This window comes from Thermodesulfitimonas autotrophica (assembly GCF_003815015.1).
Lineage (GTDB): Bacteria > Bacillota > Desulfotomaculia > Desulfotomaculales > Ammonificaceae > Thermodesulfitimonas > Thermodesulfitimonas autotrophica.
In genome coordinates, this window is sequence record NZ_RKRE01000002.1 from 484,296 (window position 1) to 500,019 (window position 15,724).

The 15,724-nt window shown below is 56.6% G+C and carries 18 protein-coding genes; 4 read left to right on the top strand and 14 right to left on the bottom strand.

Going from position 1 to position 15,724, the window contains the following annotated elements; translation table 11 throughout:
- Positions 1–5: 5 nt before the first annotated feature.
- From cas7b to EDD75_RS06230, 14 genes are all read right to left on the bottom strand, one after another.
- Positions 6–974, bottom strand: coding sequence for a type I-B CRISPR-associated protein Cas7/Csh2 (gene cas7b / locus EDD75_RS06165; protein WP_123929601.1), 969 nt, complete (start codon positions 972–974; stop codon positions 6–8).
- On the bottom strand, positions 974–3,025 hold the full coding sequence (locus EDD75_RS06170) for a TIGR02556 family CRISPR-associated protein (protein ID WP_170157746.1): 2,052 nt from the start codon (positions 3,023–3,025) through the stop codon (positions 974–976). The genes cas7b and EDD75_RS06170 overlap by 1 nt, the downstream gene beginning before the upstream one ends.
- 75 nt (positions 3,026–3,100) lie before the next feature.
- Positions 3,101–4,336, bottom strand: coding sequence for a TIGR02710 family CRISPR-associated CARF protein (locus tag EDD75_RS06175; RefSeq protein WP_123929608.1), 1,236 nt, complete (start codon positions 4,334–4,336; stop codon positions 3,101–3,103).
- A gap of 15 nt (positions 4,337–4,351) precedes the next feature.
- Positions 4,352–4,564 (bottom strand): hypothetical protein, encoded by a 213-nt coding sequence (locus tag EDD75_RS06180; protein WP_123929611.1) that lies wholly within the window; start codon positions 4,562–4,564, stop codon positions 4,352–4,354.
- On the bottom strand, positions 4,524–5,303 hold the full coding sequence (gene cas6 / locus EDD75_RS06185) for a CRISPR-associated endoribonuclease Cas6 (RefSeq protein ID WP_123929614.1): 780 nt from the start codon (positions 5,301–5,303) through the stop codon (positions 4,524–4,526). The genes EDD75_RS06180 and cas6 overlap by 41 nt, the downstream gene beginning before the upstream one ends.
- A gap of 26 nt (positions 5,304–5,329) precedes the next feature.
- A complete protein-coding gene (locus EDD75_RS06190) occupies positions 5,330–6,466 on the bottom strand; it encodes a putative CRISPR-associated protein (RefSeq protein ID WP_123929617.1) in 1,137 nt (378 codons plus the stop codon).
- A gap of 106 nt (positions 6,467–6,572) precedes the next feature.
- Entirely contained in the window at positions 6,573–7,532 is a 960-nt protein-coding gene (gene cmr6 / locus EDD75_RS06195; RefSeq protein ID WP_148087042.1) for a type III-B CRISPR module RAMP protein Cmr6, read from the bottom strand.
- A gap of 222 nt (positions 7,533–7,754) precedes the next feature.
- Positions 7,755–8,156, bottom strand: coding sequence for a type III-B CRISPR module-associated protein Cmr5 (cmr5, locus tag EDD75_RS06200; protein WP_123929622.1), 402 nt, complete (start codon positions 8,154–8,156; stop codon positions 7,755–7,757).
- Positions 8,156–8,986, bottom strand: a complete 831-nt coding sequence (gene cmr4 / locus EDD75_RS06205; RefSeq protein WP_123929624.1) for a type III-B CRISPR module RAMP protein Cmr4 — start codon at positions 8,984–8,986, stop codon at positions 8,156–8,158. Before cmr4 ends, cmr5 begins: the two co-directional genes overlap by 1 nt.
- Positions 8,979–10,082, bottom strand: a complete 1,104-nt coding sequence (locus tag EDD75_RS06210; RefSeq protein WP_123929627.1) for a type III-B CRISPR module-associated Cmr3 family protein — start codon at positions 10,080–10,082, stop codon at positions 8,979–8,981. Before EDD75_RS06210 ends, cmr4 begins: the two co-directional genes overlap by 8 nt.
- The gene (cas10, locus tag EDD75_RS06215) at positions 10,079–11,998 is read right to left on the bottom strand and encodes a type III-B CRISPR-associated protein Cas10/Cmr2 (RefSeq protein WP_123929630.1); all 1,920 of its coding nucleotides are present in this window, start codon (positions 11,996–11,998) and stop codon (positions 10,079–10,081) included. The genes EDD75_RS06210 and cas10 overlap by 4 nt, the downstream gene beginning before the upstream one ends.
- Entirely contained in the window at positions 11,995–13,161 is a 1,167-nt protein-coding gene (gene cmr1, locus EDD75_RS06220) for a type III-B CRISPR module RAMP protein Cmr1 (protein WP_123929633.1), read from the bottom strand. The genes cas10 and cmr1 overlap by 4 nt, the downstream gene beginning before the upstream one ends.
- Positions 13,162–13,224: 63 nt before the next feature.
- On the bottom strand, positions 13,225–13,605 hold the full coding sequence (gene csx15, locus EDD75_RS06225; RefSeq protein WP_123929636.1) for a CRISPR-associated protein Csx15: 381 nt from the start codon (positions 13,603–13,605) through the stop codon (positions 13,225–13,227).
- Position 13,606: 1 nt separating this feature from the next.
- A complete protein-coding gene (locus EDD75_RS06230) occupies positions 13,607–14,494 on the bottom strand; it encodes a CRISPR-associated ring nuclease (protein ID WP_245963088.1) in 888 nt (295 codons plus the stop codon).
- Positions 14,495–14,877: 383 nt separating this feature from the next.
- Here EDD75_RS06230 and EDD75_RS11435 point away from each other — a divergent pair, with 383 nt between their 5' ends.
- The 4 genes from EDD75_RS11435 (at position 14,878) to EDD75_RS11505 (ending at position 15,719) form a co-directional block, all read left to right on the top strand.
- Positions 14,878–15,000, top strand: a complete 123-nt coding sequence (locus EDD75_RS11435; RefSeq protein ID WP_281277470.1) for a hypothetical protein — start codon at positions 14,878–14,880, stop codon at positions 14,998–15,000.
- A gap of 22 nt (positions 15,001–15,022) precedes the next feature.
- Entirely contained in the window at positions 15,023–15,193 is a 171-nt protein-coding gene (locus EDD75_RS11295) for a hypothetical protein (RefSeq protein ID WP_211328116.1), read from the top strand.
- Positions 15,194–15,267: 74 nt separating this feature from the next.
- Positions 15,268–15,486 (top strand): type II toxin-antitoxin system HicB family antitoxin, encoded by a 219-nt coding sequence (locus EDD75_RS06240; protein WP_123929639.1) that lies wholly within the window; start codon positions 15,268–15,270, stop codon positions 15,484–15,486.
- The gene (locus EDD75_RS11505) at positions 15,483–15,719 is read left to right on the top strand and encodes a type II toxin-antitoxin system HicA family toxin (RefSeq protein ID WP_123929641.1); all 237 of its coding nucleotides are present in this window, start codon (positions 15,483–15,485) and stop codon (positions 15,717–15,719) included. Before EDD75_RS06240 ends, EDD75_RS11505 begins: the two co-directional genes overlap by 4 nt.
- The last annotated feature ends 5 nt before the right edge of the window (positions 15,720–15,724 follow it).

A 15,724-nucleotide genomic window follows, 5' to 3' on the forward strand; every position in this document is an offset into this window, starting at 1 on the left:
AGTTATCAGGTCCTTTCTATGGTTTTCACCTTATCCGCACCCAAAAGCTCCGCAAGCCAACCAGCCGCCTTAACTTCTCGCCCCGCCGCGGTAGTGCGAAGGTCCGCGTCCTGGAAGACGAGGACCCGCGCGATGCGTTCTTTGAAGCGCACCAGCCGTCCGCCCAGGGCCGTGAGGTCCAGGGTCAGCTCTTTAACGGAGCGTAGGTTCTGGTCGGGGTTCACTGTAAGGTCCTCCCGCGGGTCGCCGGCGAAGGTTTCCCCATCCGTGAAGACCACCCGCAGGTAGAGCCGCGGGTACTGGCCGATCTTCGACCGGGTGGCCGCGAGGGGGATGGCGTTCACCATCGCCTCATCCAGCAACTCAATGTCGGCGTCGCTGGTGGCGGCAGCTTCGTTCCCGTCGGCACGGGCCAGCATTGCTTGGGCGCGCCGGGCGCTAATGACACCGTGAAAACCGATGAGGGCGTAATAGATCCGGTAGTCCTTGCCGAAAGTCCCCTGCCCGGCCTGCTCCCGGGTGGCAAACTGGGACGAAATGGTGACCGAATCGACCATCTGCACGCGGTTGAGGGAATAACCCCAGGCGAACTGCACGGGGCCGGTCAGGTTGACCGCCTCGCCTTCCCCCTTTTTGGCCCCCTTGATCGGCATCGTCGCCCCAAAAAGCCGCACGTCTATCAGCCTGGCGAGCAGGGCCGGCAGGTCGGCGCCGCTTACGTCATCTTTGCCCAGCACCTGCTTTATCCGGTCGGTGGCCTGCACCACCCCCTCCGCCTTGGTGACGTAGATGGTATGCCCCTTCTCCTCCAGGTAGTCGCGGATGTAGCGTTTCAGGCGCACGTCAGAAACCAGGCAGCGCTCCCGGTCGGGGTCGAAGCGTGGCCGGTTTTCGTCGTCCGGATCGCCGTTCGGGTTGCACATTTTGGCGTCATAGAGAAAGAGGAGCTCGCTGTTTTGCGTGATGGTACCCATTAATCGTTGCCTCCTTTAGTATCGTTCTGTTTTTCCGCCCGGGCTCTGATGGCCGCCCGGGTAGCGTAGGCGTAACCCGAAAGGATGTAAAAAACGTTTTCCTCGGGCGAAAGCGACCAGTTATGCCGCCGGGCGTCGAGCAGCTTTTTCATAGCCGCGAACAGACCCTCGTTGTAGCGAAAGATGTCGTGCTGCCGGAGCTGGTCCACGAGGATGTTCGCCAGCCGGACCACTTTGGTCCAGGACATGCCGTTATAGTTGACTTTTTCCAGCACGGGTTTGTTCTCGTAACCGCGGTCGCGCTGTTTCTGTCCCACCTGGTTTAAAAGGTACCCTAACAGAAAGAGCGCCGCTTCCTCTTCGCTGTAAGCCATCGCCTTGAGGTACCTCCGGATATCCTCCGGCAGCTCCCGCATCGCCAAAGGTTCGCTCAAGAAACTCCCCCCTCGCAAAAGGTTTTCTTCCCGCAGGAATTGGAGAAAAAGGTTCGCCTGCAGCAGCCGGCGCGTCCACTCCCACTCCTCGGTACCCGCTTTAGGCTCCGGCACATTGGTGCCTTTATACTTACCGGTGCGATAAATATTGGCCAGAGCCACAAACTCCCGGATGAGCCAGGCGCGGTCAAGTGGCGCATCCGTCAAAAGGCCGTGGTAAATATGGAGCAGCTTTTTGTACTCCGCGCCGCGCGGCCCTTCGCTCAAGGGCACCAGCCGGTAAATGGCGGTAAGGTCCAGCCACCAGCGGTCGGGCCCCAGGAGCGCCGCCGCCCGGTTGGCCAGCCGGTGGCTGTGCTCTACAAGCCTCGTAATGCGGCTCGGCGCCACATCCTTCACCAAGGCGAGCACCCGAAACTCGCTCTTGCTCTTCCGGTAGAAGAGGAAGTTGAGGAGTGCGGCGTTATCGAAGGGCAGCGCCAGGTCTTCAAGGAAATCCAAAAGCTCGCTTTCCAGCCCGCCGCGGCCGCCGATCTTCTCGACCCAGCGACTTATGTCGGCCAGCACCCCGACGCGCACCTGCAGCCGTTCCGCCCAAGCCTCCAGGTCGGCCCGGGTCAAGCCCACTTCCCGTAGGAAGGCTGGCAAAACCAGGAAGGAAAGCGGCCCCACCTTGAGATTTAAGTTCTGCTGGGCGAAACTTTCGGCCCGGAGCAACCCCTGGAAGCAATCCTTACAGGCCTGGAAGTTGCGGGTAAACCCTTCTTCCACCAGACCTGAGGCTGCACCGAGCTTATCGGTAATGTAGTACTTTAGGAAGTTAAGCTGCGCGAAATCCCAAGCCACCGGCCGGTCTGCGGTACCGCAGACCGAGCACACGCCCGGCTCGCCTTTATCTACCGCCCCTTCCTTATCCCGGAGCACCACGGTAGCATAATCCGGGTCGCTTACCAACGGTGCACCGTTGTAGAGCACCGTCCAGAGCGCCGCTTCCGCCGCTTTCAGCCCCAGCTGCCCCAGCGCCCACTTTTTTACCGCTTCGGCCGCCGCCGCAACCACCGCCTTCGCCCGCTCCCGCGGCTTCCCCGCGCTTTCCTCCCAGGTAGCGCTCAAGAGGTCTTCTGTTGTTACCCCTAACCGCTGCGGATCGAGGACACGGCTCCCCTCCGGCAGCTTGCGAAAAAACGACTCCACGAGCGCTGACAGCCGCCGGTAAAGGCTGCCGTTTTCAAGCCCGGCTTCTTCGAGGCGCGCCAAAAGATTCTCCGGTGCCTGTCCCACCAGATATTCGAGCCGGTCAGTAGTCAGGTAAAACTGGGGGCGGCTGCCCACATTGTTGCCGATCCAGCGGTAGCGGCTAAGCACCGCGTCGTCGATCTCCTGCATCTCCACCGCCAGCGGCGCACCTGAATCCGCCCGGAAGTCAAGCTTAACCAAGTAAATGGTGTCAACCTTTGGCGGTTTGCGGACCGGCTTCACGAGGTCGGCCAGCGCGTCGTCTCCTTTGGCCAGCGTCCGGCCGATTAAGGCTACAGCTTCGAGCAGGGGAATCACCTCCTTGCATTCGCGTTCTAAATGATCATCAAAGGTGTCTTTTACCAGCTTACAGGATTTCACTTTCTTCGGAGAGAGCAGCAGCTACTGTTATAACTGGTAGAACAATACCAAAACTGCTTCGGCACCAAGGCCTGATCACATTTCGAGCAGTTCCTCCCGGGGGAGTTGGCGGCAGCGCGTTTTTACGCCGAGGGTTTCGAGCGCCTGCCGGATAAAGCCTTCGATAACGGTGGCGTATGTTTCGTAGTTTTCGCGGTGCAGCGGTTGCACGCCGTGGGCTAAAATCGAGCTGTTGCGGCCTTCAAGTGCCGCCACTATGGGCCTTTGGCTTTCTTGCCATAAGCGTCCTACGGGATCGCCGAGCTCTGCAAGAAGATCGTACGCTTTCCTCAGGGGTAAGCGGATGCGGCCATCTGCATCGGCTAACTGACTATACCGCGCGCGAAGATGCTCCGGCAGCTTTGCGAGCTCCACGTTACCCGTCTCGATTCCCCACTCTTTCTGGAGGCGGACCTGGGCCAGCATCTCCAATGCCCGGTATAATCTGGCAACGCAATCATCATACCGTCCTTGTGCCGCACGCCGGTGGGCGTTAAAGATAAGGTCAACCACCTGTTCGTATCCGGTAGCCCTCCCTTTACCGCTAATATCCAATAAGGCTTCAATAAACGGTGCACAACGCTTGCCCCCTGTGACCTGAAGCAGTTCTAAGGCCCGCACGTGGTCGAAAACATCCCAGGAGTGAAAGGCCTGGCATAACCGGCGCGCACGGAGCAGCTCGTCTTGGTAAGACCCTGAAAGAAGCTGGTTTACGGTAGCCTGCGCGAGAACCGCATCGGCCATATCGTAAGCGTAGCGTTTCAGGAATTCTCTGGCCTGATTTCGTAGCAATGTAAGGGCTACCGCCTGCTTACCGACAAGCACAGGCATATCCCCGGCCCTCACTTTAACAAGGTCGCGCCGGGGGCCCTTATTTAAGGTAAGATTCCAGTTTCCCTCGATAATAGCAAACAAAGCGAGAGCTACAGACATTGTTTTCGTGCCGCCGGTGTAGTTGGCAACCACCTCGGCGTCAGGACCGAAGCGGGCGGTGATTTCTGCGCTAACCTCTCTCACAGCCTTGTAACAGGCATTCAGATCGTCCGGGTCCGCCACCTCGATCTTTCTGTAAGCATCCAGTTGAAGACCTAACTGGTGCGCTATAGCCTTTTTCTCATCCCCACAAGGTTCCCCGGGACCATCAATGGTGAGCGAACTCCCTTTAGGGCCTTCCGAACAGACAAAGTAAATAAAATCGGGTTTGAGCTCCCGGCAGGCGTTAACCACCGGCTCGCAAGAGCCGCCAACTGATACCACCAGGATGCGGGTCATGTCTCATGATCCTCCTTAGCCACCCAATAATTCCGGCAACTTCAAAATGTCTTCGCGAGCGATGATGTGCCTGACCCCGTACTCCCGCGCCCGCTCGCGAAAGGGGCGCGGGATTTCGGCGGCAGGGCGGCTGGTGACGAAAATTAGCCGGGTGAAGCGGCCAAGCCGAAAACGCAGCGTAAGGTCACTACTCCGAGCCAGTTGCTGCAGCCGGTTTTGCCTCTTCAAGCGGCGTGCAGCAGCCGTAACCCTGCGAGTTTTTCGCGCCCAGACCGGCGTCCAGAGCTATCTGCAAAAGCGCCGGGTCGCCGGAAAGTTCGTAATCGCCCATCCAGCCCTTGATGACGGTTTTTTTATAGTAGGTCACCTTCTGGTCCCGGTCTTCCACCCGCACCGGCCGGATGGTGAAGCCCGCCGTGTCAGCGGGGCGGCCGTAGACCAAAAGGTGCTTTTTCGCCAGGTTGGCGCCGATGAGTTCTCCGAAACGCGGCTCGAAGGGCGAGTAGTAATAGGTGTAAGCACGCCCGCTGACGCCATCCAGGGTGCTGTAGGTGACCAACGGCGAGAGCATCCGCACCCGCAAAGTGCTTTGCCGCACCCGGGGCGCCGCTGTCGCCATCTCCTTCACCTCCAGGGAAGCCTCTCCAAGCCGGACCCGCCCCTGGCGCAAAAAACCGGTCCCGAGTTCCTGGAGGATGAAAGGGATGGGAGAGCAGATGACCAGACGCAGCGGCGGCGTGAGCACTAGCCGCCCGGCTGCCTGATCGTAACGCGCCGCCCGGCCCAAAAGTCGCGAGAAGGTGAAGAGCTTGAACCGGCGCTTCTCTAAGGCGAACCCCTGGTCATGCAGGTAGCTCCTGAGCACCGGGTTTTCCATCTGCCGGTAGATCAGCCCCTGCAGCAGGTGGCCGTACTGAACGGGAACAGCCACCGGCCCCGGGGCGGTAAAGAAGATGGTGAGCTGCATCGGAGTCCTCCCTGAATCAAATGTGTTTATGGATTGTCGTTAACGTAGTCATGCGGGCCGACGTGACGAAGACGTAGAGCCGCACCCTCAGCCCGGCAGGACACCCGCCAATCCTGGTTCAAACGGAAATGCCCGATCTCCTTATCGCCAAACCCTTGGTAATTCTTGTACTGAAGTCCCGAGTGCTCACGCAGGCCAGCTAGCCCGTTTTCTTTAAAAATCAGGGCTACCTGAGCCAGAGTAGCGAGGACATCTGCTCTTCGCGTTTTCTCCAGTCGTTCGAAGTCTTTAACGAAGCTTTTCTCGTAAATGAGTCCCTCGAAATCCAGCAACGGCGCTGCTTCCAGAATGCTTCGCTTGTTTTCCTCCCAGACAAGCAGCCCCCATTCGCTAAGCGTGCAAGACCCTGCTTCATCGCAGTCCAAATAAATCTCCGGTATGTCCTGCACATCGTCTCTTTGGGCAATGTAGCCATTCTCCAACAGAAGGAAAATTTTTGTCTTCTCTTGCAACACGGGTTGGACATCCATCCTTATCGGGAGACGCGGGATACGGATAAGATCGGCGGTCTCGGCTTCGAAGATATAGATAATCTCATCGGCGTAAAACATACCTAAAGTGTTCATGACACCTTGCAGGCTTTTAAAACCTCCTACAAGGTTAAAAACGATATGGTAACCGCGTTTCCTATATTCGGAAACTTCCTCCTTGCACCATTTAACAATTGTTTTAACCCCGGAAGTAAAGCTTCGTGAGTCCTTGGTACTTAGTCCCGGCGGGCCAAAAACTCGGACGTCTCGCCATCCTAAGTTCAGTAGATATTGCTTCACGATCCCGGATGTAATTTGGCCCTGAAACGTGTCGGTGCTAATAAGAAAATGGCTATCCTGGCTATTCGCCCTATCCCGTAATCCCGGACCGTAGTACATAAGAATGCCGTTAAGTTCAGCGCTACGGCGGCAAGCTTCGCTTACCGACGCCCCCAGGAGGATCGTTTCAGCCTTGGACGCCAAACCCTTGATCGCCTCTTTCTGCTCGTGATCCAGTTCATTTTCTCGCAAATTGGCAGTAGCGCAAAGAAGATGGCTGATTTCTGGCCCACTATCACGAGCTACACCAGTAAGCAGGCTGGTGCCGACAGTAGAAATAAAAAGTCGTGACATATTGCCTCTCCCCTTTACACACCAGGCACAGCGGAACGGTAAGGAGCAGCGACCGTAGTTGATCCCAGCCGCATAACCGTGCGACGGCTACCCTCTACCGGATACTTCATTCACCAAGGACTTTTTTGATCTCCGCAATCTTCGCTTTATTTTTCTTATTGGGCCTTCGCCATTGCTCACCCCGGTACATCAGGTACCACTCCTTTAGCAAAACGGCGATTTCTCTTTTCTCGTCCGGTATTGTCTGATCGTCTTGTAATTTCTTAAGCCACTTGGTAGTCAAAGCACTCATAAACCGATCAGGGTCGCGGTTATAACCGTCTTCCTCCATCTCTGCCCGAAGCGGACTCATTGCCGCAGGTGGCACATGTTTTCCGGACGGTACACCGGACAATTTGTCCGCCGCCGGCGTGAAGGTGACATCGTACGCGGTAAGGCCACGACGGATTTCGCTTTCCTCTTTTTCCTGGCGCACAAACCGGCCGTAACCGACAGCCGTCTTCGCCCCCGCACCGACGGCAGCCAGCGCTTCGGTTAGCCACTCCATCGCCCGCTGGCAGTCAGCACGACCTTGTTCGTCGTCCAGTCGGCGGGGCGCCAGGGCAAAAAGGAAGACTTGGCTTGGCGCGACGGTGAGGAAGGGAATCGGAACGGGATCATACCAGTCTCCAGGTGGATTTTCGGGTCTATCCTGCTGGTAATAGAGTGCGTAGTGGGGCGTCATAACGTCGGCTTCTAACCTAACCGGTTTAACCGGCAGGGCATCGAAAAAGATGACACTGCCGACGTGCTTATCCCGTACCTCTCCATCTGGGCCAAAGATCCGCCGCACGTCATCCGAAACTGGTGGGTCAATCCATGTTTCTGCCCAAGCACGCACGATACCCTTCACCGACGATCCCGGGAGGAAAGGCACCCCTAACGTGTGGTGCCAAGCGAAACCGTTCTCGACCGGATGCTCACGGCCCAGTCCGGTAACAAAGCGCCAGTCGGTCGTAAGGCAGCGGATTTCGCCACCCAAGGCAAGGACCAGAGTTGCGGTACGGTGTATGGCCTGATTCAACATCGCTTGGTCTCCCACCGGCGAGATAGCAGCCACTTCAATCCACTTGATTTTTCCGCTCTTTTCCCTGTTTTCTTTACCTTCCTCAACTGACCATTCATTATCCTTCCAATAGCAGAAAAACTTATCGTACCATAATCCGGCGTTAAATTCCGGCCGTCGAACGGGTAAAGGACGGACACCGGCGTATAGCGGTACACGCAATTTTAGCACCTCCTCTCCGTGTCAATCCTTCCCCTTCTTTTCCTTCAGGAAGGCCACAACGAACTTCTTAAACCACTCCAAATAGGCCAGCGCCTCGACCTGAGCACGGAGGTAAGCTGCGCGGTCGTGACTGACAATCGCCGCCATAAGGTCGGACTCTCCTTTATATGGCGCCTCAGGATCATTCCGGCAAAGCCAATCCTTTAAAGCATTGTAAAGAAGATAGTGCGCGCTTTCTTCCTTGTTCTTTGCTTGTGCCAGGAGCATCGCCATTGCTTGGCCGAGGCCGTTGGTGAGAATAGTTGCTGGTAACCTTTCAACGTAGGAAACAAAGTTCTCCTGTTGCTCGCCTCGGTAATTGTCCTTGATGTTACGTACTTTATCTAAAGCATGTTTGGCTCTTTTCTGTTCAAGGGTCTGCATCACTGCGCCTCCCCTCCAAAGGATAGCCAGGAAACGGCGCACCAACCTTGGCCTACCGTTTCGTTCCCCCCAACCTGTAAATAGGGCCGGGCTTTGAATATTCCAGCAAGGTCACTCAAAGCGTCCTCCTGTCCGAAACGAGCAAACAATAAGGCGTAAAAGAGAGTGTCTGCTGGGATTGTTTCTTCGTACCAGAGATTCTCGCTGGTTTTGGTTTTATCATCTAAGACGTTGCGCGCGTTAATTGCTAAGCCATGACGCGCGAAATAGACAAACTCGTCATCATTGACAACCACCACCCCGTCAGCCAGCCGCTCACGCACGGACGCGTGCCGGATCAAGGGGCTTATAATCTCAACCAGGGGCATAAGATTGGTAACAACAACATTGAAAGAAAGTTCTTCTAAAAAGAGCTGTCCCTGCTTTTGGCTTACCATAGCCTCCCCTTTTTCCGGCCGAGGGACCGAAATGTCCGCCGTCATCCCCGCTAACTTCCGATCGCGCTGGTAGCGCTCCAGAAGATAAGGGCACGTCACCCACTTATAGTGACCGCTAAGCGAACGTACCGGCAAGAGCAGCAGCCGCGCGTCAGTTACCGCCACAGCGCCAGCACTGTCCTGCTCACCAAAAATTTTTTTGACCCTCTCATTTTCAACCCCCAAAACTTGTTCCGCCCAGTCGCGCAAAGCGCCCTTCAGGCTTGAACCGACAATGACAGGGTAATCGGTTGGCTTCTCCCGCGCTACTGGAAGATCTACGGCCCCGACTACCTGGCCGATGCCTGGATGAAGACTAGTTTCAGCTAACAGACCAAGAATCGCGTTATTCATTTTTCTTCTCCTCCCATCTACCAATAGCGATTTGCCCAAAACCATAGGCTGCCCGGAAACCAAGACATTGTCCGTGGAGTCTGGCTACCTGGCCGGCATCTGTAGCGCCCGCCTCATAAAACCAGGTGCTTCCAGGCGGCAGAACCGGCATAAGAGGCCTTGGTTGTTGGTTTGCAAGGTCCCAACCGCCAACCTGTTGCACTTTGCCGATACAGGCTGAGACACAGCGGCCTGGAATGCCTGGTGGACCCTCGCGAATCACCCGCTGCACATCCTGCGGTTTACCGTACCAGCCCGGCGTAACCAAGGTTACAGTAAAACGTAGCTTGCCGTCCTCCCCGCAAATCAATGGCACCGACGGGAGGATTCCGGCCGGTTCTGCCGGTGTGATCTCTATGGCGGCCAGACGGCCCTCCCCACCAAGAGGGACCACCCGCCGGCCAGCCACCTGCCAGTCCGACGGGATACCGGATACGAATACCACCAGCTTCACGTTCGCAGCAGGTCGAACGTGGACGCAGTTATAAAGATGCCCTTCTAAGGCGGTGCGGGTACTGTCTTGACGTTCTATCCCAACCCGAACCTCTTCGGCCCAAAGCTCCTCCGCCTTTTTAATGTCTTCCGTAGATGGAATTACGCCATCCAAAACAGCGCACAGGCCATCCCGGGATAAGTAGTATCCTTCCGGCAGTTTCGCGCCCTCAAGGCGCCGCTCTGGTACCGGGAGACGGACACAGCCTAAGTCGCACGTAACTGGCTCCCCAGGCGTCAGCCTTGTAAAGTGGCCGGATTTCTCCAATAAAATGAGGGGCATAGGGAAATAGGGCTGATCTTCAAAGAGGAGGTAAGGGCCGCGTAACTCCAGTTCGCCCAGATCATCCGGACCACCTAGTTCCTTCGGCCACAACGCAACCTCACCCGGGCGCCAGCCCCGTTCCAGGGCCAGCGCGGTCCGGACGGCACCCTGCAGGGTAGTCATTGCTGGCGGGAAAATACCCTTAGTGGCTGTGTACCCACCTTCGCCAGCATTGAAGGGTAAGGCTTCGCGAAAAAAACAGGTATCCAGGATGGAGAAGGTCCATTGTTGCCAGTTCACCGTATCACCCCTTTCTGGACCAGAAACTTTACCAACAGCGCCCCGTCGAGAGTCAGAACGCCTTGCGCCTCATGAATTTTACCTTCTTCATCCCGCCAGGAACGGCGGCAGATCCGGAGTAGTCGCTCCATCCTTTGCCGTGCCGTTGCCCAATCGACTTCACGCTCGCGGTTTTTACGGTATTCGGCAGCCATAAGGTCAGCCATATCGTTGTTTGACCATTCGGAGTAAATGTTGCCTTCCTTATCAGCTAGCAGTTTAAATCGCGTTCGCAGGTTATAGAAGAACGTGTTGTTATACTCCCGCTCTCTGGTATCAGCAGCGGAGAAGGTGTTCGCCAATTGATCGATAATATTGCTTTCGCCGTCCACGATCACCTGCCAGGGTGCCGCCCAGGTCAGCACCTGGCCGGCACCTTTCCATACGGTAACAGCGAGGCTGTCCCGTCCGGTATCGGCTTTCGCTACCTTATCCAGCAGGCGGTGGGCTTCTCTAATTACTGCGGTCAGTGGCGTGGTAAAGTGGGCGTAGACAATGGCGCCGGAAATCGTAGCCTGCTCCGAGCCTACTTCCGTACCTTGGAAACTTGCGCCATAAGCGGCGCGGAGGGCAATGGCCGCTTTAATTGCCCCATCTAAAGGAAGCAGGGCCAGAACATCGTCGCCGCCGGCGTAGACGGTCACGCCGTTGTGTTCCCGGACAATTTTCGGCACCTGATGACTAAAGGTACTCAGGGCCTTGCTCACCTTACCAGGTTCATACGCCTGTAAAAGCGCGCCCAGCCGGTCGCCGTCCATCAACAGCAGGGCGTAGAAAGGTGAGGCCGGGCTGCCCAAGTCCTTTAATTTTTTAGCCAGTTCCCGGCGCAGGTTCTCGGTAGCGTCTTCTTTTTTCGTTTCGTCCCGCCAGAGGCGCGGGTTAGTAAGCGCAGCAGCAAAGAAGCAATTCCCGTCGAGAGAAGCAAACTCTCGCGCTTGCGGGCATTGCTCCAGGGCTTCTCGTAGCCCAGAGAAGCGGTCCGGATTCTCCCGGTATTTAGCCTGGGGAAGGCGGGCAGCCATAGCGGCATACTGGCGCGCTTCCTCGGGACGGGACTCGATCACTTTTTTAAGCCACGGCACAGCAGCGAGATACGGGGTCGAAGGGTAGCGCTGGCATTCAGGTAGTCTCCATCCAATAGCCTGCTCAGCCATAAGGGGAAAGAGACGTTTAACCAGCGCGATAGCAGAGAGGCGTTCTTTCTCGTCTAACTCGTGTCCGCCAACTTTTTCGCGCAGCGCCGCCCAGAAGGCGTCCTGTTTTTCTCGCTCCTGCGCGCGGATGAAACCTGAAAGCTCCTGTAGGTTACCCATTAGGCTGCACTTATCGCCCGGTTCCGCCGGAGGCACGTAACTGCGCCAGTTCTTGCGCCGGTCGAGTAAGGCGCTATCTTTGCCGATGGCCCAGCTTACCTCCCAGAAGTTGTTAACTTGACGCTCCCAGATTTCCCTGGTACCCCGGCCCTGGGCAGCGATAGGTGCAACGCAGCGCTCCCACACCACCCCGGCGAGGTTTTGCCACGCTTCATTCACGGCTTTAACACAGTCAGCGGGGTCGAACCCGTCGGGGACCATAGCCTGGAAACGGTTGGGTAGGGTAGCGACAGGCAGGGTAGCGACAAACGGACCGTCAACTACTCGTTCACCACCGCGGGATTTTTGAATAGCGGCTAATAAAGGATCGGTGATCCGGTTTACCTCATCGGCCACATACGGCAATATGATCTTGCCCCCGGCTTCAAGTACCTTTAACATCGCGCAACCGGCAAGGTAGGAAAGCAGAAAGGACCCCGCCCAAAAGTCGCGCGTTTTCCGGGCTTGAGCAACGAAGCCCTGCACAGGACCTATGGAGAAATGCAAAAGCATCTCTTCCTTCATGGCCACACCACCCTCTTCGCATTGAACGCAGGTCTTTCAAAGAAACAATTAATAACCTCGTAGTCAATATCTTGGTCAACATACACAGGTTGCAATCTTGCACGTCGATCTGGGCAATTAATCGCAATCTGTTCTCCTTCAGGCAGAAACGCTGCTGGCAGTAAGGTCATCACAGCAGCATAGCCGTTACGGTCTAAAGCATGGATATGGATGAAGAGCGGGCTCGCCCGCCGCGTGTAGTTTTTCGCCTCTACCGCAGCCTTCTGTTTAATACTCTGAAAAAAGTAGTTATGAGGCAGCCCGAAGACTGCACGTCTGGGATGACGCGTTATTCGTCGGCCGTTGAGATACTCCTGGATAATATCGTGGTCACCCGCAAAGTTTTGCTCGGCATCTTCACCCCAAGGAAGCACATGCTTATCTCCCTTACTACGTCCGTAGCTACGGTAGCGCAGAAGTTCTTTCCCAATTTCGTCCAGGAGTTGGAACGCATCCCGCCCGGTTTGGGTGATACATATTCTTGCTTTCGGGCTAAAAGCTGTATATGCTGGTATTTCCTCGCGGGCTCTATCAATACCAATTTCACGGAAAAATTCCCTTATCACCTGGCATAGACTTGCCGCGTCGGTCGGTGGGCACCATGTCTCCCGCCCGTTTAACCGTAGCGATTTCAAGGAAAGCGAGCCAAACCCCTTGCGTGAGCGCGCGCCTGCGCCGCCGAAGAGCCCAAGGGCTTTCAACGCCTGAATGAGAAGTGCAATATCCTGTTCCGACACGCCTTTCTTTAAGACCAATCGGACTGTGAAGCTGCCGTCTGGCTTTAGGTAGGGTCGTACCGTCTTACCTTTGTCAACCACCCCGTAACCTAGGTAGGCCGCGCCATGTTTGTGCCATTGCTCTCCAACAGGAACAACGGTGAATTTGCTTTGGTTATTTACCGACAGGGAAAAGGACGCTTGCCCTGCAGTGCTGCCAAACAAACTACGCTCTGCCTCCCACACTGCCGGCCAGGTATTAAACTGTGGTAGTGCTACAGCGCGGAACCAGAACCGTAGCAAACCCTTCAATGCCGGCGGGCGAAGCTCGGGATTTTTCTCCTCAACATTTGCGCCGCCCAGAAAAAGAGGCGTTATCACCTGGTAAGTGGCTTCTACTATTTTCACTCTAAATCCATCCCTCCTTGCTCAGCGTTATCCGCAACATCAGTCCGCCTTTCCCCGCCGCTCCTACCGTTTCCCCCGGGCGCGCTCGCGGATGGCCTGCAGGTTGAGGATCTCGGCCACTTCGAAGCGGGGTACCAGGCTGCCGGGCACGGGGCGAAGGCGGAGTACCGGCGGGAAGTGGCCCGTGCGGCCGTGCAGCTGGGCCAAAAGACAAGCGGCGCTGTAGTTCAGCGCGGGCAGGTTAATGATCAGCGGCGCCGTCTGCCACTCACTCGCCGTCAGGCCGAGCCCGTCTAAGAGCGCCTCGATCTGGGGCGCCAGGGGCTGGTGGGGGTCAATCTGTGACGGGACGTCTTTCACCTCCTCCACTTTAACGCCGGTCAGGGCCTCGATCTGCCCAAGGTTCTCTGCCGTCAGCGGGTGGGAGAAGTTGATAATCCGCACGTTATCTCTCGGCCTCCGTCAGCGAAAAATAGGGCGCAAACTCGGCGATCAGCACGTTGCGGTCTACGTTGTGCGGCGGGTGACCGAGCCATTCCCTGAGTTTCTCGTAGACGCTCCTCAGCTGGTTGGCCACGGTCTGCTCGCTCTTGGAGAGAGCTCTGGCGATGGCGCCGTTGTCAAGACCCCGGCACGCCAACTGAACCACTTCGCGCTCGGCTCGGCTCAGCCAGCGGCGGATGAACTCTTCCTGCCGCTTTGTTCGGGCGTTCCGGTTCAACCGCTCGTACCAGGCCACCACCTCCGCCGGGTCGTCCAGTTCAGCCACCGTCCGCATCAGGGTGCCGGCCTCGCCCCAGCGCAGCACCGGCACGGGCACCAGCCATACCTTTTCCTCCGGCGGCAGGTGCAGCCGCCGCTCCACGCCGGGGTGCCAGCCTTCGGTCAACAGGTGCCAGACATGGTCCTCGGGACCGAAGAGGAGCTGCGCAACCACCATCCCCATGATGCCCATTACCTTGCGGCCGCCGGAGATGCAGAGGTGCACAATGCTGCCCCGCTGCCGGGCCCGGCGGACAACACCGTATAGGGTGCAGAGCAGACCCCGCAGGTCCTCCTCCGTGCGGAAGTCAGCCACTGGTCCCTTAGGTGAGACCACAGGAGTCTGCCGCAGCGTGATGCCCGGGTAAGTTCCACCGCTGAATTCACCGGCAATCGCGGCCAGCGCTTGGGCAACGCCTGGCGCTTCGGTATAAACCACGGTTACTTCCCTGACTCCCCGCCCCTGTTTGAGAAGCGCATCCAAAGTGATGGTGACAACCTGCGGCTCCACGCCCAAAGTCGCCACCAAAGCCTCCGTCCCATCATTTCTTGCCGCGTTACCCATCCTCATTTATCTTCCCCCGGTTTTCCTTTACCGCCAAGACCGCTATTTACCACTTTTTGTAGTAACGGCTTACCAATTTAAGCCCTTAGTGGCAAACATACCCTTTAGCAGGTATTTCGACAGGATAATCAACGTTCCTGCTTGTGACCCCACTATAAAGCAGTTTTTTGTTTCTAAATAATCAGAAAAGTAGCCCTTCTGAAAAATTTTTACCAAAAAGTAACATTGCAAGTGGCCGAAACATAAGATAAACCGGCGGGACACGCGGAACCCTCCGCTCCGCCCTTAACTATGACCGAGGAGTGGTTGTTATGGCTTCGTGTAAGGAGTAACCGTCGATCCTCTAACCGGGCAACGTCAAGCCCACTCTTTCCGCAGTGGGGGATCCGGTGCTCAGTGACGCCATCCTCACCGGCAAAGTGGTCGATTACGGGTGGGCATACGTTCTGCTAACGATCACCGGCATTCCCACACCGGTAAGCGCCCATTACACCATTCCGCTTCAAGGGTAGCTTCATCCATAACGCGGGCCTGGTGAAAAAAATCTACTTCCCCCGCGCGGTCTTGCCGCTTTCGGTGGTCTTCGCCAACCTGATAAATTACTGCCTGGGGCTCTGCGTCCTGCTCCCGGCGCTGCTCGCGCTTTTTACCGTCAGCATAGCCGCCTTTGACCGCCTGCAGCGCGCCGTCGCCGAGGAGATATAACCCTATCCGGGCTTAAACCAAGAAATTCTGCCGGCCCAGGAATATGATAAAATATCCTCAGGCAGGTGATAGCTATGGGATACGCTTTTCCGGTAATTGTAGAGCAAGACGAAACCGGAATGTTTGTGGCAACGTGCCCCGTGCTCACGGGCTGCTACACCCAGGGTCATACCATCGAAGAAGCTTTAGCGAACATTAAGGAAGCCATTCTTCTTTGTCTCGACGAGATACCGGCGGACGAACTGCCACGCTTAGAAAAGGTTTTCGTGGGGAATGTGGTGATTAACCCTTGAGCCCCAAGCTGCCGGTTGTTTCGGGACAGGAGGTAGTCCGGGTCCTTACAATGGTAGGCTACGAAGTGGTACGGCAACGCGGGAGTCATATGCGCCTAATAAACAGGCAGATACCTGAGCGGAAACCCGTAACCGTACCTGACCACGCAGAAATAGGGCCGGGGCTCCTCCGGAAAATTTTACGTGATGCAGAAATATCTCCCGCTGAATTCAGAAAGCTGTTGGAATCTTAGGAGGA